We start from the raw sequence: 25878 nt of genomic DNA, 5'->3' as shown, positions 1-25878 counted from the left end.
AATATCACCACTAATTTAAATAATTACTTTTGGATTTGACAATAAATGCTATAATAATTACCAATGAAAGTACTGAAAATACCCTCAATAACTCATAGGGTATACTGATGGAGAATGAATCATAGTTATCCAATAACACCCTACTTAAATTTGGTAAAATACTCATAGCTATTAAGAAATATAAACCTACAAAAATCATGAAATTGCCAAGTACAATCGGAAATGGTTTGTTAATTAATCGGACTATTTTCTCAGAAAACAGATAAACAATCACAATAGTTAATACCAATAAAAATGCAGATAGACTTCCCAATAATACTGTGGATATACTGATTATTGGTGCTACAATTATTATTGAACCGATTATTGCAGCTATACAACAAGGACATGGTACCACCAATGCCAAACATGTTGCCGTAGCATGACTTTTATGATTTATTTTCCACTCTTTAACTGTATGAATGCCCGTTATTAAAATAATTATAGCCATTAATCCAAAAAGAACATAACTATATTGATTTATTACTTGATACAATTGATCCGTGTAAGGTTCACAAAGTTTTGATAAAATTATTATGCTAATTGCATTGATTAATGATATCAAAAGAACCTGTTTTTTTGTCAAGCCTGCAAAACCCATGGCCATACCAATTTTTACTCCAAAAATTAGAACTGCAGATAACACGCCCAATTGCCATAACATTTCTAACATTTCTAACACACCTAATTATTACATGTATTTATATTAAAAAATAATTTGTAATACTTTTTTTAAAATTCATCATACATTGTTATATTATATATTAGAAATACTATATTAATATAATTTTTTTTAAATGAATTTATTCAAAAGAAATCTGCCAAAAATAGAAATATGTATTAAAAATAAAAGTAATGGAAATTAGATAAAAATGAGTGTTTAAGTACATAAAAAAATAATTTGTCCAAAATATTCATAAAACTACCTTTAATTGTAAAAAAAGTAGTAACTAGAATAAAAAAATGCCATTTATGAAAATCCATTAGCCTTTTTCAAGAAAATATGAAGATGTAAACTTTTATAGGCTTAAATCATATTCTCTTTTTATCAGTGAAATCCACCATTGATAATATAAATAAATTAATATTCCATTTCTAGTTTTGTATCGTTTTTTATTATTTTATAATTAATGTTTCTATAGCAATTCTCTAATTTGATGTTTTTCTATTAATGGATTATTTAGGCATATTAAGATCTGTCTATAAAATTGAGTACCTGTTTTTCCATAAATTGTTATAATACTTCTGGAATTTCATCAAATTTAATTTATATATTACCCTTTTTTGTGATATAAAAATTAACTTCAAACATGAAAATAATAATTTTAAAGAAAGATATGAATTTCAGATATGTAAACTTTTTTTGAAAAAAACCTATACATTTTTACAGTATCCTTTATTTTTTTAAAAAAAATATATATCTTTTAAAGAAAATATATTATAACAATAAAATTTTTAAAAATTATCTAAAAATTCTGTGTGATTTAAAATGGATAAAGAAATGAAAAAACGTATACGTGAAATAACTGCTGCAATGCGAAAATATGGTTTTGGAAACCTATTAAAAAGAACAATAAAAGAAAAGATTCTTCCTTCAAAAGATGACGAATACGATATATTATTAGACCCGGAACTTCCCGTGAATTTAAGACTGATGTTTCAGGAATTGGGAACAAGTTTTATTAAATTAGGTCAACTATTAAGTACCAGACCCGATATGGTGGGAGAACGAATTGCAACTGAATTTGAAAAGCTGCAAGATGACAATCCACCCATCAGTTTTGATGAAGTAAAAAGAATAATTGAAGGGGAACTAAACAGTAATATCGAGGATTTGTTTGCAGAATTTTCAGAAAAAAGTCTTGCGACCGCATCAATCGGTCAAGTTCACGTAGCAAAATTAATCACAGGTGAAAAAGTTGCCGTTAAGGTTCAAAAGGAAGGTATAGCCGATTCACTTGAATATGACCTGGCCATCATGAAACACTTAGTATCTCAAATTCATAAGCATAATGAGAATTTTAGAAAATATAACTTGCCGGGTATGATTGATGAATTTGACCATTCAATACATATAGAACTTGACTTTACCAATGAACTGATAAACATGAGACACATGGCCGAAAATTTCTCGGAAGATGAAACAATACATATTCCAATCGCATATTCAAACTATTGCACGCCAAAAGTTCTTACAATGGAATTTATTGAGGGCACTCCATTACATGAAGTATATGAAAGTGACAGCGAAGAATTTGACAAACCGCTTCTGGCCAAACGTGCCGTTGAATCCTTTATGAAACAAGTCTTGATTGATGGATATTTCCATGCTGACCCCCATGCAGGAAATATAATGATATTAAAGGACAATATTGTATGTTATCTTGACTTAGGATCAGTCGGAATTCTTGATGACGACTTTAGAAATGATCTCTGTGAATTGTTAATGCTGCTTGCAGACAAGGATGTTAATGGTTTAATCAATCAGTTCATGTACATGGGCATTATAAGCTATAATATGGATACCACAAATTTAAAACGTGACCTTCGTGAAATGTTCTTCAGATACTTTGAAGGAAATTCCTCCAAATTAAATGAAATATTGGACAAATTGCTTGATCTTATGCAAGATTATGGGGTAATACTTCCTAATGAATTTGTTTCAATGTCCAGGGGAATATCAATGATTGAATCTGATGCCTCTTCACTGGATTCCAATATGGACTTCATGGCTATAATTGAACCTATAGTCAAAGAAGTAATGGAAGAAAAAACCAACATCAAAGATAGCCTTATGAACAAGAAGGGCAGTATAATTTACTATAAAAATATGCTGAAAACATTACCTTCTCTTTTAACAAACATAGTCCATAAAATAAATAATGGAGATATGAAGCTTAAATTTGAAATTGATAGACTTGATCGTCTTGTAAGCAAATTTTCATTGGTTGTGATTATTGCCGCACTTTTAATGAGTTCTTCAATAGTTATGACAATAAACAGGGGCCCAATGCTATTTGACATGCCATTAATTGCAGTCTTAGGTTATATAGTAACGTTCATTTTAGGTATGATATCCGTTATAAATTATTTATACGGCAGATAAGAAATTACTTCCCTATAATCCAGAAATATTCAACACCCAAGGGATTTAAATGAGGTGTGCGACAATCCTTCGTGTCATGAAAACCAAATGATTATTTATCCAACTGGGAATATTTTCAACTTTAATATTCTATAAATGATACAGGATACACCCAATTGAGAATTGTCTGCACATTCCCTCATTCTTTTTTTAATTATTTATGTATAAAGCTTCTTGCTTTATAAAAGTGGCTTTTTACATCCCGATTGACATGACCCGTTTTCCCTAATTTTCGATTAAAATTCTCCCATTTTCTTTAAATAACGGCTCTGTAGAAAACCTTGCTTTGAGTGAAGTATGAGTAATAACTCAAATATAATTTTTTACAGAGGGAAATATTCTATTTCAATATTATCCTTTCTTCATCAATATACAATTCTCACTCATATTGAGTAATTGTATTTGTCATTTGATTCCTGCCTAATTGCCGCCAACGCAGCATAGTAAGTGGTACAGGCGATCCCCGGGAAACCCTCGGTTCATATAAATAAATATAGTAATCAATATTGTATTTGATTAATTATTTTTAATCCTTCATGATGTATATTTTTAGCAGCATTAATGTCCCTATCATGTCTATTACCACAATGGGGGCATGTCCATGTTCGGTTGTTTAGTGTTAGGTCTTCTTTGTGGTATTGGCAGTTGTTGCATGTTTTGCTGGATGGGTACCATTGGTCTATGTGTATTAGTTTTCGTCCGTGTTCGTATGCTTTTTGTTCTAGTATTTTGGTGAACATGTGCCATGATTTTTCTTGTATACTTCGTGATAGTCTGCTGTTTTTTAGCATGCCTTTGATGTTTAGTGTTTCCATAGAGATTATGTGATATTTTTCTGTTAATCGTTGTGCTATCTTATAGAAATGATAGTCTAGTATGTTATGTCTTTTTTCATATGCTAGGGCTATCTTCTTTTTGATTTTATTGTAGTTTTTGCTGCCAATTTCTTTTTTGGATAGTTTTCTGGCTCTGTAGAAATCCCTATTTTTGTACAATTTGAATTGATCGGTAAATGTTATAAAACACATTTTTCATTTTTGTTTCTTTTATTTGTAAATTAGTGCTTCTACTGTTGTTTATTCCACTAAATTTTCTTTTTTCAACACTATTTACTCCTTCAACTTGGTTTCTGAATCTATATACCTGAGGTCTGAATATTGCCCTACATTTGCTTCTATATGTACCACTTTTTTGTCTTGTTTTTACAGGTATCGGGGTTAATGCGGTTGTTTCTTCAGTAATTGTTTGTTTAATAATTTCTGTATCGTATGCTTTATCTGCTAATATGTATGTTGGTTTATAACATCGTATTGCTCGTATTGCACTTATTGCAAAGTTTGTATCATATTTTGGTCCTTTTGTAGCATTGTGATGTCTTATTAACATATATTTTGAATCCACTGTAATGTGATTTTTGATATAGCTACGACGTGTTTTTTTAGTTCTGTTGTTGTAATATATGTCGGAATATGAATTAGTGAATCCTGTTCCATCTAAACTGAAATAACATTCAGATACAGGGAAATGTTGTAAAAGTAATGTGTTAATTTGATTTAATTTTTTAACTGGTAGTTTTTTGAAGAATTTTTGGATAGTTGTATAATGAGGTATTGTTTTAAGATTTAAAGCCTTTTGTAATTTAGTAGATACCTTTAAATTTTCTATTGTATTCCTATAATCGTATTTATTGTATGTTTTGTATGCTAAAATTGCAAATAATTGTGGTTGTGTGTATTTTTGTTTAGAATATTGTGAAGAATACTTTTTAAAGGTTAGTTTAGCATAATTATATGCTGTTAAAACAAAATCTAACATCATATTGCCAGTTAAATCGACTTTTTCAATTTTTGATAATTGAAATAACGAAGGAGTTTTATGTCTTTGCATTCCAAAATCGAAAAGTTTAAGTTGTATAGAATTCATATACTTATTTATAGAATAGGTATTTCCTGTTTTCATAATAATATCTATTCTATTTTTACTATAAATACTTATTCTTTCGTGTATTACTATTATAACTATAATTATTCTATAAAATCATGTTTACACTTGTTGCAAGTGTAACATATAAATTTCAAGTGTATACTTTCTGTATTTTATCATTTTAATTATTTAAAAAAGAGTTTTGGTGACTTTTTTTTCGTTTCAATATATGTTTTCTACAAAGCCTAAATAACAATAAATATTTTGATACAAATATCCAAATCATTAAACTCCATTCATTTCTCTTTCATAATATTTGATAAAGAGCCCATATAATTTTACAACACAATTTTAATAGAATAGTTAATTAGAGATTATACCAATATATTATATTATCAATAACTGGGGCCATATTATGAAAGAAGATGATTTTGCCATATGCCACAAGTGTCGTTCAAGAATCTATAAAAATCCCAAGAAAAGACAATCCGCGGATGTTAAACTTATACATAACAACCAGCGTTGCAGCATCTGTGATAACCTTCTGTTAAAGGAAGAACAGATACTTTCTCTTGTAAAACATAAAATAAGAATATTGGGACTTGAATTTGACTCCTTTATCATGGCTTGCCAAATCAATAGTAAAAAAATATTAAAGAGAGAAAAAAAGGCATATAAACACCTGAACTATAAGGGTCATGATGACATTAATCACCATATTAAACGGGACATAGGTGTACTGGTGGCTAAAAGACTAAACAAGAAAATTGAATTTCAACAGCCGGATGTTGTCATAATGCTTAAGATAAAGGATTCCCCATTTGACAATAGTCCATATCCCGAAGTATCAAACGTTAACGTATTTGTTGATACCAATCCATTGTTTATTGAGGGAAAATATCGTAAACTGCAGCGTGGCATCCCACAGACAAAATGGCCATGCAGCAATTGTAAGGGCAGGGGATGTCCGGAATGTAATCATACCGGTCAGCAATACAATGATACCGTCGAGGGACTGATAGCCGGTCAAATACTGCCAATGACTAGAGGAAACGATACCAAGTTTCACGGCTCCGGTAGGGAGGATATTGACGTATTGATGCTGGGTGATGGAAGACCCTTTGTAATGGAAGTTAAACACCCGTTTAAGAGAAATATCAATCTTAAGTTTTTAAGAAGACTGATAAACAGCCATAGTGATGGAAAAATTGAAGTTAATGATTTGAAGTTTACCACAAGAGAACGTATTGCAAGTATTAAAAATAGTTCAACCGAAAGCTACAAGATATATCGGGCAATAGCAACATTTGACAATGGCGTTACAAGTGAGGACATTAGAAAAATTGAAAGTCTTCACGTGATTAATCAGAGAACACCCGTTAGAGTCCAGAAAAGACGGGCGGATTTGGTTAGAACTAGAAGCATCGATAAACTTGAAGCAGAACGGATAGACAGTAAAAATCTTAAGTTAACAATTAAATGTCAGGGTGGACTATATATTAAAGAACTGATATCTGGAGATAATGGACGTACAATCCCGAGTATAAGTAGTATTACCAATAATCCGGCAATATGCAGTCAATTGGATGTGTTGGAAGTTCATATTCCCGAATAAACCCCATTTATATTTATTTTAATAAATATAATCCTATTTTTTTCATCCATAAAAAATAGATATACTTATAAACTATAAAAATGATATATATTATACAGTATTAAAACATAGACCATAATCTTGTTTTATCGCGAGAAATTTTCCTAAAGAAACCTATTATTAATTATGGAAAAAAAGTGATATTCATTTATGAAGATTATAAGGGAAAACTATGTTTAATTTTAAATATTCTTTTCTAGCTCTAAAGAATAGTAATAGAAGAAATAACATTTTATGGAATTAGATAATAATTAGTGCTAATTAATGTAGCTAATAAAAACCTATATGAGCATGTGATTAACCTAAAAACCTATAACAATAATCACGGCATCAACAAACCTATAAAAAAAATAAATTCTATTAAAAAAACGAGATGATAAGATGAAAAAATCAAAAGGATTTAAAAGTCGATCAAGATACAAACTTAAAAAAAGTATCAGACCAAAACGAGCTAACATTATAAGTAAAAAAATTCAAGTATTTGAAAAAGGTCAGAAAGTTCATATAATAACCGATTCTAGTTTCCAAAAAGGACAACCACACCCAAGATTCCACGGATTAACCGGTGAAGTTGTAGGTACAAAAGGAAAAGCATACCTTGTTGCTATTAAAGATGGTAACAAAGCAAAAGAATTAATTATAAGACCTGAACATCTTAAATTACAAGAACAAGAGTGATTATGATGATTGGAAAAAAAGTCATCGATAGTGAACCTATAACAGTATCAGAAGCAAGAGCTCTTCTAAATGAAAAGGTAGAGGAAAAAGCTGATGAAAATAATGAAGTCGATGGTCACCAATTCACATATGAACAAACACTAACAATCGAGTACGTGAATAACTTCGCACTCTTAGATGCTGAAGATGCAAAAGAGTTAAGAGGCAAATTAGAAGAGTATCTTACACCTGCCCAAGCAGTTAAAGTAGTAGATATCATGCCAGAAGATCTTGATGATCTTCGCTTAATATTTGCAAAAGAAAGAGGAATTATTGAAACAGAAACATTACAGAGTATCCTTGACTTAGTGGATCAATACCGATAATTCCACTCTTCTATTTTTTACTTATCTAACCACCAACAATTGAAGAGACTATTTTTAAAACTGAATAAGGAATCATATTCTATGCTAAATACTAAAAAATTACTTAAAAAATACAATATACGCTTGGATAAAAACAAAAGTCAAAACTACCTCATTGACAACAACAAAGTAGAAAAGATACTTTCTGCAGCCGATATTAAAGAGGATGAAACAATACTGGAAATAGGTGCAGGTATTGGTACACTTACCATAGCAATGGCAAAAAGGGCTAAAAAGGTAATAGCAATAGAAAAGGATCCTGTGATAGCAGACATACTCAGACAAATACTGATACAGGAACATATAACTAACGTGGAGCTAATAAATGATGATGCCTTGAAGATGGATTTTCCGGCCTTCGATAAAGTAGTAAGCAATCTTCCATATCAAATATCAAGTCCAATTACATTTAAACTTTTATGCTGTAAATTCAAGAAGGCTGTGCTTATGTATCAATATGAATTTGCACGACGGATGAACGCCGAAGCTGACACAAAGCAATACTCACGATTATCCGTGGCACTACACTATAGATGTGACGTTAAAATTATAGAGACGCTTAAGCCTTCCTGTTTTGTTCCACAGCCAAAGGTTGACAGTGCCGTGATAGAATTGATTCCTAAGGATTATGTGGAATTACCGGAGTACTTTGATGATGTAACAAGAGCGTTATTCCAGCATCGGAACAAAAAAGCCAGAAAAGCACTCATACAGTCAGCACATGAGTTAAAACAGGATAAAAAAGTGTTAAAAGATAAATTAGGTATGGTTGATAATTATTTACTTGATGAAAAGGTATTTAAGTTAACGCCTGATGAAATACTTGAAATATCAAAGATAATAGAAGAAATATTATAAAATTAATCGTGTAGGTGAGTATTATGGAATACAGGGATGTTGAATACATTGAATGTGACGAGGTATATCCACCGGCTGAGGACACATTCCTTCTGATTGACAACTTAATATTGGATGAGAATATGGACGTGCTTGAAATCGGTGGGGGAAGTGGACTTGTAAGCATATTTGCTTCAAAACACGCAAATAGCGTATGCGTATGTGACATAAATCCACATGCGATTAAATGCATAGAAGCCAACGTTAAACTAAACGCTAGCAACAACATTAATGTTATTGAAAGTGACCTGTTTGAAAATATCGAAGGATTCTATGATCTAATACTCTTTAACACTCCATATCTACCTGTAGCTGAGGATGAACATGTTGATGATGAATACAGCAAGGCATGGGACGGAGGAGTCGATGGCAGAAAGGTTATTGACAGATTCATTAAAGAGGCCAAAAGATACCTGAAGGATGGTGGCATGATACAGCTGGTGCAATCATCATTATCAGACAATGACAAAACACTCCAAATGCTAACAACTGAAGGATTTCAGGCAGAAATTACGGCAACAGAACACATATTCTTCGAAGACATAACCCTGATAAGTGCCAGGTTATGAAAAAATAATATTGTGAAAGACACTTATATTTGAAAATAAATGACTTCATAGCAAATTTCCTAAAAAAGGTGATTATATGAAATACCTTGAGATTAACGGCAAAATGATTAGAAAGGATCCTGTATACTACTTGCAGGATGTTCTTGAATACCCTGAATATGATGGAAGCTATGATAAGATTGAACAATTCCTGGAAAATATTGATGAAGCCTGTGAGATACATTTTATTAACACAAAATGCATCGCAGGGGCATTGCTTGATGTTTTTATATCAGCCGGTGAAAAATCAGACAACCTAACAGTACTGATTGACGATTAGGATAACCTCCCTTGTCATACTATTTCTTAAAGATATTTAGAAAGAAAACATTACATCACATTACTATTAGAAAAATGACCCACACGTAAATAATTTAAAGAATTGACAAAAAGAGAATTTTCATATACCACATTACATATCCGACAAATATCATATGATAATAAAAACAACGAGGATAATATTAATATTGCATAGAAATAGCCCATATATAATATTTAAATCTTTTTTTACAAAATTATTAAAAATAACTTATAATTAATCACCCGTTAAAAAAATTATAATAAAATTTTTATACTCACAATGATATAATACCAATTATTAATCAATAATTTTAGATAAATATCAAATTATCAGTATTGATTATGTATTTTTAGAATATCAAGGCGATAATATGTTTAAACATAGAAAACTTATTGTTTTCACAGTACTCGTTATGACATTAATACTATCCATTGGTGCTATATCAGCAGCTGATGATACCAGCACATCCGATATGGATAACAGCAATGTTCACACGACAAGTGAAAGCATTACAAATGAGAATCTTGTGTCAGATACACAGGATAATAATATAGAACAATCCACTCCTAAGAGTATTAAAACAGATACAGACAATACGATTTCAATTAACAAGGACAACTACCGAGAACATGGATGGATTAAGGAAAACGATGAAGGAAAATATGCATTAAGCTACAATGGAGAACAAAATCCAGGCAATGTTACATTCATATTTGAAGATACAATAGATGAAAATTTAAATTCAATTGCCCTTCTTAACACAAATAACACTGCCATAACAGCTAACCCTGATGTTGAATTCAATAACATTGCATTTACCCTAGAAAATACAAACAATGTTACATTAAAAGACTTGAAAATCGACATTGATGAGAATTACGTATATACATGGATTTATAATCCAAACATTATCCATGTTGACAGTGAATCCACTTCTACAACGATAGACAATGTTCATATGAACTGTATTTTACCTCCAACTACAGACCTACCTTTCCGTTTTAATGTATTGGACATACAATCTGGTGCCGAAATCATTGATTCGGAGTTTATAATTGAGACATATTCCAGTGAAGTTGACTGGACTCAAGGTTCAGAATACTATGGTACTAATCAGATTATGCCGATTAGAACACGTGGTGAATCCAGCGTTAATTTCAAAAACAATAGAGTATACATTAATGCAACTAATAATAATACCCAATTTCCAACATTATACGGTATAACATTTGAAACACCATATTCCATAATATCCAACAATTATATGGAAATTCACGGAAATGGATGGTTATATGCCATAAACATCAAGGCAGACTACTGTAACGTGACAAACAATGAAATAATTGTAACCGGTACAAATTATACTGGCGGTATTTTCATACAAGATCACAGCTATAACCTCGTGGATAACAATACAATCACATTGGAAGCTGATGTAGAAAGAGTAGAAGGAGCCAATACCGAACCTGTAACATATGGAATAGTACTGGAAAACTATGCATATACGGGTGCTACTTACCGTGAAGGATTAGGTCATGTTGCTAACAACACCATCTCAAATAACCAGATTACATGTACCGCCAACAACATGTATGCAATAGAACAGTTTGGTGGAGACAACACCACCATCATCAATAACACCATGGAAAGCACCGGTGAGACCGCAATGGGTATTGGTATAATCGGTGCAAACAGCATTATATCAAATAATGACATAACCGTTACCGGTACCAAGGAAACAGGTGTTACAGTTGATTATTTAACTGCTAAAACTGCCGGAATTGTAACTACAAGAGGATTTAATGCCAGAATAACAGAGAATACCATTTCCTCAACATTTTCAGGTATTTTCAATACGGGTGAAATAAATGACATTATTGAAGACAATATAATAACCTGTACCGGTGATTATGCTATAAAATTACAGTCATGTAACTACACTACCGTCACAAACAACTACCTGGTGGCTAATGAAGAAGTAGGAGATAATGCCGTGTTAACAAATACACAGACAAACACTATCGAAAATAACATGCCGCTGCCTGAGTTGATTGAAACTGAAATAACCATAACGACAGAGATTCCGGAAGAAGTTGAGCTATATGATTTACTTGACATTGAAGGATACTTCACGGCAAATGGAGTAAAATGTAACTTTGACTCAATTGAAATATTTGACAATGGCGGATCTCTTGAAGTGATAGAATCATGGGACTCAGAAGGTGGAATATACTACACATATGATGTTGAAGAAGTAGGCGAACATGAACTTTCATTCGTATTCAATGGTAATGATACCCACATGGAAACAGAACGTATCCTATTATTCAATGTATACGACCCTGACGAAAAAAAGGACAGTTTCATTGATTTTAGTTTAGATGATTCTGTGGAGTCCGGTGAAGAACTAGAAATAAGTGCATTAATGTATGCTGTTGATGACGATGAAACGCCAATAAGTGATGCGATCGTATTAATAAAAGTAATTATTAATGACGAGGTAGTGCATGAAAATCAAACCATTACCGACGAAGAGGGCTGGATACTATATTCATTTGACACTACAGGACTTAGCGGCCTTGCAAAGGTAGAGTTAATCTTTGAAGGTAATAACCATTACAAGGAAATATATACATCTGAAGAAATAGAAATAATCGGAAACAAGCAAGACGTTATAATCATGCTTAGTGTTGATGATGAATACGTTGAAGGAGAAGACATCACAGTTGACGGTACCGTATTTACGATGGATGATGAAGAAGCAGTTACAGGATTAGACATAACTATCAATGTAACATACTCAGATGGAACATCAACATCCACCACCGTTACAACAGATGATGAAGGTTCATTTACTGCCCAACTGCCTGCAAATGTACTTGGTGAAGCTACAATAACGGCAAGCATAGCTGAAAATGACTTATACAATACTGCGAATGCATCAGAAACAACCGAGATTATCCAGAAACCGGCAGTGCCAACACTACTCGTAATTGACGCAGAAAGCCCAGTATACAGTGGCGAAACACTGGAAATAGCAGGTCAGCTGGTATACTATGATGAAAATCAGGATGAACATGCCATAACAGGTGCCAATATAAATGTGAAAATCACGATTGGCAACGAATTCATACTAGAAGAAGATGTTACCACGGATCAAGAAGGTATACTACAATACACCTATGACACGACCGGTAATGTAGGAACAGGTATGGTTACATTAACATTTGATGGAACAGATGATTATCTTGAAGCCAGTGCCAGCCAAGAAGTAGAAATACTACCTGCCAAGAAAGACGTGATAATCCTACTAGAACCAGATGAGTCATACCCTGATAACGAGACCATTACACTAACCGGTGAAGTAATCGATGAAGACAATACCCCACTAACAGACAAAACAATAACAGTTATGGTCACATTCAGTGACGAAACAACATTGGAACTTTCAGGTGTAACTGAAGATGATGGATCATTTACCATAACCATACCTCAAGAACAACTAGTATTAGGCAGTGTGACAATCACAGCCACAACAGAAGAAAGTGAAGAATATAACGAGGCAACAACAGAAGCAACAACAGAAGTCATCCATGAATATGTGGAAACGGCAATTGACTATGAAGCAGAAAGTCCAATAAAATCCAGTGAAGGAATAATCATCAATGCAGTACTTCATGAGGCAGATGATGAAGAAGCAGTAATCTCTGGTGAACAAGTAAGCATAAACATTGCAATCGGCGGTGGAGTAAGCTACATTACAATATTAACGGTAAACGTAACTACCGGTGCTGATGGTAGCATATACTATGAATATGACACGACAGATCAAAAAGGAACTTTCCTGATTGACTTAAACTATGATGGAAATAGCTACTATGCTGGAAGTTCAGCCACTCAAGAAGTAGAAATCATACCTGACAAGAAAGATGTGATAATCCTACTAGAACCAGATGAGTCATACCCTGATAACGAGACCATTACACTAACCGGTGAAGTAATCGATGAAGACAATACCCCACTAACAGACAAAACAATAACAGTTATGGTCACATTCAGTGACGAAACAACATTGGAACTTTCAGGTGTAACTGAAGATGATGGATCATTTACCATAACCATACCTCAAGAACAACTAGTATTAGGCAGTGTGACAATCACAGCCACAACAGAAGAAAGTGAAGAATATAACGAGGCAACAACAGAAGTAACAACAGAAGTCATACATGAACAATTAGAAACGTTCATATCTTACTCATTTGAAGATTCAATATTCTCAGGTGAAGAACTGGAAATCACTGCATTATTATATGATGCTGATGATACGGCCATAGCCAATGTTCCGGTTACTGTAAGAATAAGCATTGACGATGAAATAGTAAGTGAAGAAATTATTACAACCAATCAGGATGGTACTATAACATGCACCTTTGACACGACAGGCTTTGAAGGTATTGCAAATGTGGAAATAATATTTGATGGCAATTATGACTACCTTGAAAGCAGTGCCAGTGATATTGTAGAAATCCTGCCATCCAAGAAGGATGTGATGATTATGGTTGAAATCGATGATGAATATACAGAGGGCGATGAGATAGAAGTATACGGTATACTATCATTAAACGATGATGATACACCAGTAGTTGGTCAAACAATAACTGTGACAATCACATACAGCGATGGTACAAGCCTAACAGTAGAAAGTACGCCAACAGACGAAGAAGGATACTTCACGGCAACATTACCAGCAAACGTTATAGGACAAGCAAGCATAACAGCAAGCATAAGCGACAATGAACAATATAATGATGCATCAGACACTACAACAACAGAAATCGTCAAAACACCATTGGAAACAAGCATGACAGTCGACACAGAAAGCACCATATACTCCGGAGACACACTAGAAATAGACGGAATGATAATATACACAGATAACGAAGACAACGAATACGCACTAGCAAACGCACCAGTCATCCTGAAAATAACAATCGATGACGTGATAACACTGGAAACCACAGTCACAACAGACAATGAAGGAATGATATCATACCAATTCGACACCACAGGAATAGACGGAAATGCACTTGTAGAGTTAATCTTTGAAGGAAATGAGGATTATATGGCAAGTTCCGATAACCAGGAAGTGCTTATAAAACCTGCAAGAAAAGAGGTAACAATACTCCTTGAATGTGATGAATCATACCCGGATAATGATGATATGATTTTATCCGGTATAGCATACACTGCAGATGATAATGAACTACCTGTTATCGATACAGTAGTCTACATTACAGTTACATTTGATGATGATAGTGTAGAAACATATACTCCTGTAACTGATAATGAGGGATCATTTATCATAACAGTATCCAAGGACAAACTTGTTGTTGGTAATGTACATATCCTGGCTTCAATTGAAGAAAGCGACCTTTACCTTGAATCAACAACCGAAGCAGAAACTGAAATTACACATGAGACATTTGAGACCTTGCTTACCGTTGATGTCGAAAGTACTGTCAACTCCGGTGATATTATGCAAATTGATGGAATTCTATTATACAGTGATGAAGTTGACGAATACGCACTAGCTGGTGTTCCTGTCATCCTGAAAATAACAATCGATGATGTGATTACACTAGAAACCACAGTCACAACAGACAATGAAGGAATGATATCATACCAATTCGACACCACCGGCATAACCGGTAATGCGATTGTGGAACTAATCTTTGAAGGTGATTATGATTATCGCTCTTCAAGTGACAGTTCTGCTGTTGAAATAGTTAAAGTTAAAAAGAATGTCGTGATGGACTGTTTAATCTTAGATGAATATGCCATCGGTGAAGAAATAGTTGTAAGCGGTATCTTATCTGTTGAAGATGAACAAACACCTGTTGAAGGTAAAAATGTTGACATTACAATTGCATACTATGACGGTTCATCAAAAACAATAACCGCAACGACAGATTCTGATGGAGTATTTACTGCAAGCTTCAATGCCAGTGTACTTGGTACAATCCAGGTAAACATAACAAGTGCTGAAGATGATGATTATCTAGAAGCACAAAGTGAATTGACAAGCTACATAAATAAAATAGCAACATCATTAGATGTAAACATCCTAAATACAACCCTTGGCAATGTAACAATAGCCGTTAATGTATATGATGAATTGGATAATCCTTTAACACATGGTACCATAACAGTTAAAGATGCTGATGAAAACCTACTGTTAACTGTTGAATTAGATGGTGAAACAGCAATAATCAACGTACCGGCAAATGCTGAAGGACAGATTAAAATCATGGTAGAATACCTTGAAAATGACATGTACCTGCCAAGTATTTACATTAACCAATCAGCATTAGAAACACCTGATGAATACTTTGTAATAATAGAAGTCAAAGGAAACTATCAGGAATCAGTTGTAACGTTGGATGAGCTTACCGCATTTGTAAACAATACATGTACCATTAGTGCAACCGTAACGGATATTGATGGAAATGACATCGACACAGGTATTGTTGAATTTATTGACGGTGAAGGTAACATATTAGGTCAAGCCAATGTAGAAAATGGTGTTGCAAGCATTGATGTATTATATACCAAAGAGTTAACAACACAAGTAACTGCCACTTACACCAGTGGTTCTGAATACATTACAGATAGTGAAACAACTGCTACATTGACTGTCAGAAAAGCAAATACCGTCATAGAAATAGATGATGTTGAACTTATAGCCGGTCAAACTGTCAACCTGACAGCCAGAGTATTTGATGAAGCAGGAAACAACATAAGTGTTGGTAAGGTAGTATTTAAAATCAATGGTAAAACATTAAAAGATGCTAACGGTAAAGTACTATATGCAAAAGTAGTTAACGGTACTGCCACAATAGAATACACGGTACCTGATGAACTTGCAGGAGCAGAAATTAACATAACTGCAACATACTCCGGTAACAGTAAAATCCCTGGAGCCAATACTACAATTACCACGACAGTCAATACTAAAGGGGCTTCACTTACATTGACCAGCCCGGAAGAAGTTCAAGTAGGTTCAACTGCTACATTTACCGCTACAATTAATGATAACAAAGTTGTAAACAACGGTAAAGTTGTATTTAAAATCAATGGTAAAACATTAAAAGATGATAACGGCAAAGTAATCTATGCCAGAATCGTCAACAATGTCGCCACTATCGAATACACCATACCAGAGAATATGAAGGCTAAAATATACAATTTAACCGCAGTACTACTTGCTGATGAGTATGACCGCCTAGAGGCAACCAATGAAATAAAAATTACAAATTAAATTGAGTTAAAATTACTTTTTTAACTCCTTTTAACTTTTTTTACTAATATACCCCTATTTCTTAAGCAGATCTAACGGATACTGTTTTTTTATAATAATCAGCCCTCATATTACATAACCTTCCTATGATTATCTTCTATTCCACCAATACTCCTTCCATCACTCGAATTTTTCTTTATTAACCAAAAAAATAATATATATACGGAAAATCATCGAATTATCCAATTAAAATAAAAAATAATGAAAAAAAATCTATTAAAATTCTTTAAAATTTCAATGCTGTCAAGTTAAGGTATTTTTTGTGTGACATTTTTTTGTATCGTGTATATTTTTTTTAGAATGATCTTCTGTTGTTGTCGTGAAATTTGTGTCCGTAATCGGTCGGTTCGCGAGTTGTTGTTTCTGTTTCTTCTTTTACATATATTAAGTTTTTCTGCAGTATTTTGAATATTTTGGATATTGCTTGTTGTTGTTTTTCTTCATCAGGGGATAAAAGATTGAGTAATTCTTTTTTTACTAGTCCTACTGCTATATTGAAGTTTGCCGAGTATTCTTTGTATCTGTGTTTGTTGTTTTTTCGTGGTTGTCGTGTTATTATTTCATTTACGTCGTGTTTGATTACTGTTGCTATGTTAAATACATATACGTCTAAAGTAGAAGTCTTGTTCTATGATTATTTTTCTTCGACCAGAGAAGTTTTCTGTTTCTAATTTGTTTTTTAGTTTGTCGTAATTGGTTTCTATTGTCCATCTTTTGTTGTATATTTCTTTAAAATCATCTATTGTCATTGATTTATCAAATAAGTTGGTTGCAAGTGTTTCTATTTCTCATGTTGGCAATTCTATGTTTATTATTCTTAGTTTGAGTTTTTGTTCTTTTTTTGCGAATTTTCTTAATTTTTCATCAGGTATTGTTTTTATGAATGATTTAGTAAGTGGTACTTCAATTATTTTCATCATCTTGTGTTAGTTTATATCTTTGATCTATGAATGTGTCTTTTTTTAGTCTTATTACAAAATATGACTTTAGTTGCATAATTTTTAACATTAATTTTTTAGAAACATAACCTCTATCACAGATAGATATTGTTTTATGAAGGTCAATCCTGTTTTTAACATCTTCTAAATGGTCTATGGCAAGATTACTTTCACTGGACTTTCTGCTGGTAATGGTTGAACTTAGAATAAATTCGTTTAATACATCAACCATTGTGGATACTCTGGCTGTAGGGTATGTTTAGAATGATTAATATTTTCTTCAATGCCAAAATCTTCTCGTATAGTAGGATAATTAGGTAAATCAAATATTGAACCATCATGTACAGTCAAATAATAGCCTTTATAGGTTTTTAATTCTGGTTCCCCATATATTCTTTTTAATAAATCCTCATTTATATCAACATAAGCCTGTGGGTCAATGATATAGAATATTTTGGGGATGATTTTGGTGAATATTTATCTAATACTCATTATCAACGAGCTTGTGCATTTAATATTATTCAAATTGGAGAATATATTGGCAGATTATCTGATGAATTTAAGAGTCAACACCCTGATATTGCATGGAATAGTTTAAAAGCTATGAGAAATATCCATGCACATGACTACGAAAGTGTAATTGAACCACCTTGTCTGGGAAACTATGAAAACAGAACTTCCAGAACTTAAAATATATCTAAAAAAATTAATATAATTCAGTAAGTTAATTTTAAATTGAATAATTATATAAATATTGGAGATTTCATTAAATAAAAAAAACCATGAAACACCAAAATAATAGAATAAAAACACTACAATACAAGCCATATACTCATAATCAACAGACCTTGAAAAAATGTCAAGAGAAAAAACAGAAATCACAATAACAGCATCAAAGCCAACAATCACAACAGAAGACATAACCACTCAAGCCGGAGCTACAATCACACTCAAAGCAACAATAAACACCGACACAACCGTAAAAACCGGTAAAATAGTATTCAAAATAAACGGAAAAACAGTAAAAGACGCCAACGGTAAAGTAATCTATGATAAAGGAATAAACGAAACTGGAAGCATAGAATACACAATACCAGAAGAATACGCTACATGTACATACAACATCACAGCAGTATTTATCTCACCATACTATGAACGCCCGGAAGATACCAAAACCCTGACCGTAACAGCATAAACATACATTTATTGTTTAAATATAATAGGAGAAACGTTTTATTTATTATAAAACCTTTTATCCTACATTTTTTTTTATTAGTGATTTTTCTTTGTCTTTAATTTTTAAAATACTCTTTTTTAAAGCCTTATTATATTTAATTTTTTGGTAAACATGGAAAAGACATTATCATTGCTAATGAAGATATGCTGATTAAATGCCTAGGGCATGAAAGAAAATAGTAATTTTTTATCCGATTTAAATACAACGACACCATTTCAACGAGACTGTCAATCAAGAACATAAGAAACAATAATACATCTACTGAAATAGTCTAGGCTTTATATGTGGGATCTTCAATGAAGTTAATGATTTCAAGAATATGATAAATCATTGAAAATATAAATCCATAACATGATTTACACTAAGCTTTGAATATCCCTGTAGATGAGATGAAATCTAAAGACAACAACAATAACAGCAGTATTCATATCCAGTGACTATGAACTCACAGATGCATCTTAGCCATTTTTAAAGGCAATATCATGACTATTTTTTAAGAATACACCTGTCAATAAACAATGAATATCCCCTTACAATATAACCAACAACAATTCCTGCATATATCGTTCCTAATCCTATCCCCCTAAAGGAAGAGTATAATAATATGGATAGTATTGCCCCGATTATTACATTGGATGAATCGAAGATTGATTTTATCTTTCCAAAGTCCCTTTTTGTCTTGTATCTTACCGCAAGTATAACTCCCTCTCCCGGAAGTACTATGGCGTCGGATTTTACCTCAAGGTATACTCCGAAGGCTATGATAAAGGTACTTATCATACAGATTATCCATTGGGATAGGTATGTCTTCGGAGCGATGATCGGATTTAATATGTACAGACTAAAGTCTATGAAGTAGCCGAAGATTATCGTTATTATTATCTGCAGCCATTGCTTATGGTCAAAGTCACCCCTTAGAATAACGTATTGTATTACTATCAGTATGAAGTTGAATATAATCGTTATCGTTCCAAGTGATAATGGAACGGCATACTTTAACACGTTGGGTATGCAGGATATTGGTGTTGTTCCAAGGTCACTGATTACCGATAGGGCTACGCCGAAGGACATGATAAATAAGCCTACCACCAATACAAGATAGTTGTAGAGTATACCTGATTTTATCCTTGAAAATATAGTATTATCTGTCATGTTATCATCCAATAAAGGGCATTTACAAAAAAATTGAAAAAAGGGAGGGTTGTTATTCTATTTTTTGACCGTATAATACGAAGTATCTGTAGTATTTGTAGATTACATCCACATTTTCATAGCCGATATCATCCAGCCATGTGAGATTATCTTTGAGAGTTGATGGCGTGTCAAGGGTTCTTCTGTAGAGTATTTCCTCTTTTTCATCATTGGTTAAATCCTGCTTTAACAGGTGGGTTGTTTCTTTTTCAACATATAACTTTTCAAGCGTGTCTGTTGGTGCTATGACTTCATCGGCGTTTATGAATACTCCCTGATTGTTTAAGTGTTGATATATCTTCCTGTATAGTGTGTATTTTTCCTTGTCGTTTAAGTGGTGTATTGATAGTGAGGATATGATGATATCATAGTTTTCCTTAAAGTCCATCGTCAGGTAGTTGTCTTCTATGTATGTGAAATTATCGATGTTGTTGAATTTGTTTTTGGCCTTATCCAGCATATTGGCTGACATGTCAACGAGGGTTATTCTGCTTCGTGGATGTATTTGATGTAATAATTCCGTGAGTATTCCGGTTCCTGCCCCTAAATCCAGTATGCTTGGATTGTTGAATATTTTTGTTAGCTCTACGGCTGTCTGGTAATACACGTCCATATGGGGTATTATTTCTTTTCTGTTTGTATCGTAATTATCTGCCGCGTTGTTGAAGGCTGTTTTTACTTCTTTATTTTCCATCGTTACACCATTGTCTTATCTGTATAGTTATTTATTTTTTTGGTGGAGTATATAATTTTTTATAATATTATTGATTTGATTGTTTATTATGTGGATATTTCTATTATTGCCATGTATTCTTCGGGGTTGATGACACTATCCAAGTGTTCGGGCCTGTTATTCTTATCACATACCATGTAACTATCATGATTATCGGAGCGTACGTGAATATAAATGGTGTCTTCATCATCGGTAATTAACGTATTCAACTTATCTGTTATGTCCGTGCTATCTTTTATATTTAAGCTCATGTTTTGGCCATACGTATTTGAAAGTATGACATTGGCATTATCTGATAATATGTAATACCTGTTTGCCACAAGGCTTGAACGGGAAATATTAAAGGATTTGCACCTCCAATTACCATCATCATTTAAATGATTATATGGACAATTATAATTATCATTATCAGAATCAAATGATGAAATATTATATCCATAATCAATTATTATTGGTATACGACGGGTCAGTACATTTTCATTACCGCCATAGCTATATGACCGGATGATATTTATTCGATTTGTCGGATTGTCGCGTGGCTCCAACATTACGTTGCATCTATACTCGGATGGAAAGACCGTGTAAATAAGGCCTGGATTATCCCTTAACTTAAGAAGCTTATCATATGATACAAGATACGAATCATTATCCACACATAAGCCCACCATAGATACATGAGCATCATCCAGCAGATGCCAATTATCGGGCATACCCGGAGTCTTAAATAATGCATCCTCCAGGCTGTCCATGTGCTTGTCATTTAAACCGGTAATTATCATATCACTGCCTGAAGCATCAAATGACAAATAAATATAAAGCGATAAAAACATTACAATGGACAATGCCACCAAGTACAGCAACAAGTCCAAACTAAGCAGTTGACCATCACTATCAAAAGCCATACTTACCTCCATGAGCATTATCCAGATAGATAAACGACTCGTTAAAATCCCTGATAGTACCGTTATAATGACCACTCGCTGACTCGTTAAAATAGACGTGATCCACCGATGAAGTCGACTCATTAAGTCTATGTGTAGGTATTATAAATGTTTCAAGACCAGCATGTGGACATGTGGACCGATTTTCCAACCTGCAGAAGACACATAATCCATCATGACTGAAGTGATAGTAATGATTATTCAAACAGTCAAGCATGGTAAGGTTACTGTGAGCATGCCCGGTGTAATCCTCATATGGACATCTTTTAAATATAAGTCCACTGGTGGCGTTATGATAGGCCACGTCATCAACCCTATAAACGTAGCTGTCATTAGCAATATCCACATTTACCCGAAACAATGGATATACATCATAAACCGGATAAGCCGAGTCCACCATGCTGACTGTTATTTTCTCTTTATTCACTATGTTCTTTGATGAATCGTTGATAAATGTTGAATTTATTCTATAATAAACATCAAAACAATAGGGATCATCTGATGGATATATGTTTATAATAGTGCAGTTTATCATAATGCCCCTTTGAATATACTTGCCTGTAAGATTATCCACCGCATCTTGTATCATGACCCTCAACGTTTTGGTAGAGTTAGTACATGGATGCTTATTTTCAAGCAAAATCCTTGACAGGTTATGCATAGCCTCAGATGATATTCTATTTAGCTGATTTTCCACATCACGGCTTGAATCCTTTAACATATCAGCAGAAAGATCACCAGCCGAGTCATTTGCCAATGTAAATGAGAATGAAATGGTAAATATGATTATTAGAAATATGGGCATTAAGATTATTACTACAAGCAGACTGTTTACATAAGCATGATTATCTTCAATAATTTTCATAATATACAATAATTAGCATAATAACTAAACAAAATTACAATAATATATAATATATATTAAATTATTAATAAACATATCTAAAAATAATAAAAATAATAATATAACTAAATGGTTGGTAAAATAAATAAGCCATGACAAAAAATATAACTAATCAAAAATCTTAAACGACATGATTGAAAAACTAAGACAATGAATTAAATAATAAAAAGGAGATTGGAATAAATCCAAACTCCAGTAAAAATAAGAATCACGAATCTACTACAAAAAAAAGTCAAACTACATAATAAACTCAAAAATACCAACTTGCCACAAAAAAAGCCACATAATAAAAACTATCAGGTTAAGAATATATAAAAGGCCGGCAACTTTCTGAAATTCCCATAGACTTACCACCTATAGTACAAAGCAGAACGTAGATAGACTTTATTACTGAGATCGAGACGAGATCAGATGTGACCCTATCGCTATGGTCGCCGTACCAAAAAAATCATTTAAACGCATATCCAGAAGCAAAAACTAGTATTAAACCAAATACTGAATACACCTAACTAGAATAAAAGAAGTTAGTTACAACACAACTCAATGTTATGCATAGACAATATGACTAATAGATTTTTGTAGTATACTATAAAACTAAAACCTGTATCTTACAAATTAACCAAGTAAGTCATGAAATTGTGAATATCGGGTGTTGGAAACTGCGGACTTAACAACTCGAAAAAAATCTCGAAGCTTACATCCCAATCCCATCAAACAAGTCTTCTACTCATACCCTAAAAAAGCTGCTTATTTTCACGGAATACCTCAGGCTTAGATGCTTTCAGCCTTTATTATCATAGTGCGTAGCTGCCCAGCGATGCCTTATCAGACAACTGGTAGACCAGAGACACCGACGGCTCGTTCCTCTCGTACTGGAACCACCTTCCGCTCAAGCAACAAAACACTTCTATTAGATAGCAACCAACCTGTCTCACGACGGTCTAAACCCAGCTCACGTTCCCCTTTAATGGGCGAACAGCCCCACCCTTGGGTGCTGCTGCACACCCAGGATGGAAAGAACCGACATCGAAGTAGCAAGCCGCAGGGTCGATATGGGCTCTTGCCTGCGACCACCCAGTTATCCCCGAGGTAGTTTTTCTGTCATCTCAAGCCCCCATCGACGAGGACATTGAGGTTCGTTAGGCCCGGCTTTCGCCTCTGAATTTCTTACTGTTCGAAATACAGTCAGGCTGGCTTATGCCCTTACACTCTACAGTGGATCTCTGTCCCACTTGAACCAACCTTTGGGCGCGTTTGATATCTTTTCAAGCGCGTACCGCCCCAGCCGAACTGCCCATCTACCAATGTCCACAACCCATACTAGCTGTGTTAGAAACACAGTCACAAGAAAGTAGTGTCTCATGAACGACTCAACCACGCCTGACGACGTAGCATCGAAGTCTCCTACTTACGCTGCATACTTGCAACCAAGCCTCAATAGCAGACTGCAGTAAAACTCTACGGGGTCTTCGCTTCCCAATAGAAGTCTCTGGCTTGTGCACCAGAATAGCAGGTTCACTAGGTTCCAGCTAGGGACAGTGGAGATTTCGTTCTACCATTCATGCAGGCCGGTACTTGTCCGGCAAGGCATTTCGCTACCTTAAGAGGGTTATAGTTACCCCCGCCGTTTACTGGCGCTTCACCAGGTTGAACCCCAGCTTCACGTGCCAGCACTGGGCAGGTGTCGCCCCCAGTACACACCCTTACGGGCTAGCTGGGAGCTATGTTTTTATTAAACAGTCGAACCTCCCTAGTCACTGCGACCAGCTATTACACATAGCTGGCACCCCTTATCCCAAAGTTACGGGGCCAAATTGCCGAATTCCCTTAACTGGTTTACCCTAACACGCCTAAGTCTACTAAACTAGGGGCACCTGTGTCGGATCTGAGTACGGATACATGACCATAAAGAATACTCTCTTTTCAAGGACTCCATGACTAAACCACAACCACCCAAAAAACAGGCAGCTCATCACAAATACACCAACTTCTCACTATTACAGTTCTCCATTAGCTTAAAAAGATTAAATAAGACGACAATCTTACAAGGCATATCACAAAGTGTCAAGAATACTCACATAAACGTCACCGTATAAATCACGTAGGACAGGAATATTAACCTGTTTCCCTTTCGAGCAACTGGAATTACCGTTACCCTTAGGACCGCCTAACCCTTAGCTGACGAACATTGCCAAGGAACCCTAGCCCCTCCGGCGATAAAGATTCACACTTTACTTTGCTGCTACTACTACCAGGATCCACATTCCTGCAAGATCCACTGGAACTCACACCCCAGCTTCAAATCCAACAGGACGCCTATCTACAAAATCACACAAAAAACGTGCGTTCATTGGTATCGGTAGCCGGCTTAACCCCTTCCATTTTAGATGCCATTAACCTCGATGGGTGATCTGTTACGAACTCGTTAAAGGGTGGCTGCTTCTAAGCCCACCTTCCCACTGTCTAGGGCTAATGACTCCCTTAAACTAATCCGGCACTTAGGGACCTTAACCAAAGTCTGAGTTGTTTCTCTCTCGGGACACAGGCTTACCCCACGCCCCTCGATCCAATCTTCTACGACGCAAGCAAGTTTGGAGTTTTACAGAATGCCGAGTAGTTTCCCACCCTAAACACTCAATCAGTGCTCTACCTTGCCAGCAATCTCCAATCAGTCTAGCCTTGGAGCTATTTCGATAGGAACCAGCTGTCACCGATCTTGATTAACCTTTCACCACTAATCCCAGGTCAAGAGAGTGTTTTGCAGAACAACAACTCTTCGAACCTCCATCACTCGTATGAGCGACTTCATCCTGCCCAGGAATAGATCGACCGGCTTCGGGTTTTAAAGCTGTGACTACGACATTTTACAATCAGAATACCACACATAAAGCTACGCATTACTCGGTTTCCCTACGACTACAAAGCTAC

General features: G+C 34.2%; 19 protein-coding genes, 2 rRNA genes and 1 pseudogene (1 of these 22 cut by a window edge). 10 read left to right on the top strand and 12 right to left on the bottom strand.

What is annotated here, in order from left to right; genetic code table 11:
• Window positions 1–10: 10 nt before the first annotated feature.
• Window positions 11–712 (bottom strand): DUF2162 domain-containing protein, encoded by a 702-nt coding sequence (locus AW729_RS07690; protein WP_112124560.1) that lies wholly within the window; start codon window positions 710–712, stop codon window positions 11–13.
• 816 nt (window positions 713–1528) lie between these two features.
• Between AW729_RS07690 and AW729_RS07685 the strand changes: the two genes are divergently transcribed.
• Window positions 1529–3145: an AarF/ABC1/UbiB kinase family protein gene (locus AW729_RS07685; RefSeq protein ID WP_112124559.1), complete on the top strand. Its 1617-nt coding sequence runs from the start codon at window positions 1529–1531 to the stop codon at window positions 3143–3145.
• A gap of 539 nt (window positions 3146–3684) precedes the next feature.
• On the opposite strand, the gene AW729_RS07680 is transcribed toward AW729_RS07685, so the two are convergent.
• Together AW729_RS07680 and AW729_RS07675 are read right to left on the bottom strand one after the other, a co-directional pair.
• Window positions 3685–4179: an RNA-guided endonuclease TnpB family protein gene (locus tag AW729_RS07680; RefSeq protein WP_162685852.1), complete on the bottom strand. Its 495-nt coding sequence runs from the start codon at window positions 4177–4179 to the stop codon at window positions 3685–3687.
• Window positions 4166–4999: a transposase gene (locus AW729_RS07675; RefSeq protein WP_162685851.1), complete on the bottom strand. Its 834-nt coding sequence runs from the start codon at window positions 4997–4999 to the stop codon at window positions 4166–4168. The genes AW729_RS07680 and AW729_RS07675 overlap by 14 nt, the downstream gene beginning before the upstream one ends.
• Before the next feature lie 523 nt (window positions 5000–5522).
• On the opposite strand from AW729_RS07675, the gene AW729_RS07670 reads away from it, so the two are divergent.
• From AW729_RS07670 to AW729_RS07640, 7 genes are all read left to right on the top strand, one after another.
• Window positions 5523–6722, top strand: coding sequence for a tRNA pseudouridine(54/55) synthase Pus10 (locus AW729_RS07670; RefSeq protein ID WP_112124556.1), 1200 nt, complete (start codon window positions 5523–5525; stop codon window positions 6720–6722).
• Window positions 6723–7142: 420 nt separating this feature from the next.
• The gene (locus tag AW729_RS07665) at window positions 7143–7439 is read left to right on the top strand and encodes a 50S ribosomal protein L21e (protein ID WP_112124555.1); all 297 of its coding nucleotides are present in this window, start codon (window positions 7143–7145) and stop codon (window positions 7437–7439) included.
• A 5-nt stretch (window positions 7440–7444) separates the two neighbouring features.
• Window positions 7445–7804, top strand: coding sequence for an RNA polymerase Rpb4 family protein (locus tag AW729_RS07660; RefSeq protein ID WP_112125261.1), 360 nt, complete (start codon window positions 7445–7447; stop codon window positions 7802–7804).
• 81 nt (window positions 7805–7885) lie between these two features.
• On the top strand, window positions 7886–8701 hold the full coding sequence (gene rsmA, locus AW729_RS07655) for a 16S rRNA (adenine(1518)-N(6)/adenine(1519)-N(6))-dimethyltransferase RsmA (RefSeq protein WP_112124554.1): 816 nt from the start codon (window positions 7886–7888) through the stop codon (window positions 8699–8701).
• A gap of 23 nt (window positions 8702–8724) precedes the next feature.
• Window positions 8725–9309 carry a HemK2/MTQ2 family protein methyltransferase gene (locus AW729_RS07650; protein ID WP_112124553.1) on the top strand — a complete coding sequence of 195 codons (585 nt, stop codon included), beginning with the start codon at window positions 8725–8727 and terminating at the stop codon, window positions 9307–9309.
• A 76-nt stretch (window positions 9310–9385) separates the two neighbouring features.
• Window positions 9386–9628 carry a hypothetical protein gene (locus AW729_RS07645; protein ID WP_112124552.1) on the top strand — a complete coding sequence of 81 codons (243 nt, stop codon included), beginning with the start codon at window positions 9386–9388 and terminating at the stop codon, window positions 9626–9628.
• Between the two features lie 391 nt (window positions 9629–10019).
• Complete coding sequence (locus tag AW729_RS07640) at window positions 10020–16967, top strand: Ig-like domain repeat protein (RefSeq protein WP_112124551.1); 6948 nt, start codon at window positions 10020–10022, stop codon at window positions 16965–16967.
• A 632-nt stretch (window positions 16968–17599) separates the two neighbouring features.
• On the opposite strand, the gene AW729_RS07635 is transcribed toward AW729_RS07640, so the two are convergent.
• The 3 genes and pseudogenes from AW729_RS07635 to AW729_RS07630 form a co-directional block, all read right to left on the bottom strand.
• Entirely contained in the window at window positions 17600–17791 is a 192-nt protein-coding gene (locus AW729_RS07635) for a transposase (RefSeq protein ID WP_257791425.1), read from the bottom strand.
• A gap of 3 nt (window positions 17792–17794) precedes the next feature.
• A complete protein-coding gene (locus AW729_RS11685; RefSeq protein WP_257791377.1) occupies window positions 17795–17926 on the bottom strand; it encodes a hypothetical protein in 132 nt (43 codons plus the stop codon).
• A pseudogene (locus AW729_RS07630) lies at window positions 17910–18182 on the bottom strand (transposase); the annotation flags it as partial. The pseudogene AW729_RS07630 and the gene AW729_RS11685, both read right to left, overlap by 17 nt.
• 167 nt (window positions 18183–18349) lie before the next feature.
• On the opposite strand from AW729_RS07630, the gene AW729_RS11775 reads away from it, so the two are divergent.
• Window positions 18350–18634 (top strand): HepT-like ribonuclease domain-containing protein, encoded by a 285-nt coding sequence (locus AW729_RS11775; protein WP_112124548.1) that lies wholly within the window; start codon window positions 18350–18352, stop codon window positions 18632–18634.
• Window positions 18635–18800: 166 nt separating this feature from the next.
• Entirely contained in the window at window positions 18801–19139 is a 339-nt protein-coding gene (locus AW729_RS07620) for a hypothetical protein (RefSeq protein WP_112124547.1), read from the top strand.
• 528 nt (window positions 19140–19667) lie between these two features.
• On the opposite strand, the gene AW729_RS07615 is transcribed toward AW729_RS07620, so the two are convergent.
• The 6 genes from AW729_RS07615 to AW729_RS07590 all read right to left on the bottom strand — a co-directional run.
• Window positions 19668–20333 carry a YitT family protein gene (locus tag AW729_RS07615; RefSeq protein ID WP_112124546.1) on the bottom strand — a complete coding sequence of 222 codons (666 nt, stop codon included), beginning with the start codon at window positions 20331–20333 and terminating at the stop codon, window positions 19668–19670.
• A 52-nt stretch (window positions 20334–20385) separates the two neighbouring features.
• Window positions 20386–21066: a trans-aconitate 2-methyltransferase gene (locus tag AW729_RS07610; protein ID WP_112124545.1), complete on the bottom strand. Its 681-nt coding sequence runs from the start codon at window positions 21064–21066 to the stop codon at window positions 20386–20388.
• Window positions 21067–21152: 86 nt separating this feature from the next.
• On the bottom strand, window positions 21153–22007 hold the full coding sequence (locus AW729_RS07605) for a hypothetical protein (RefSeq protein ID WP_112124544.1): 855 nt from the start codon (window positions 22005–22007) through the stop codon (window positions 21153–21155).
• Complete coding sequence (locus tag AW729_RS07600) at window positions 21997–22911, bottom strand: hypothetical protein (RefSeq protein WP_112124543.1); 915 nt, start codon at window positions 22909–22911, stop codon at window positions 21997–21999. Before AW729_RS07600 ends, AW729_RS07605 begins: the two co-directional genes overlap by 11 nt.
• A 356-nt stretch (window positions 22912–23267) precedes the next feature.
• A 5S ribosomal RNA gene (gene rrf, locus AW729_RS07595) occupies window positions 23268–23389 on the bottom strand.
• Between the two features lie 193 nt (window positions 23390–23582).
• Window positions 23583–25878 (bottom strand): 23S ribosomal RNA (locus tag AW729_RS07590); it runs 720 nt beyond the window's last position.

The organism is Methanosphaera sp. BMS (assembly GCF_003268005.1).
Taxonomy (GTDB): Archaea; Methanobacteriota; Methanobacteria; order Methanobacteriales; family Methanobacteriaceae; genus Methanosphaera.
The sequence above is the reverse complement of the archived record's forward strand: the minus strand, read 5'-3'. Positions and strand labels throughout refer to the sequence as shown.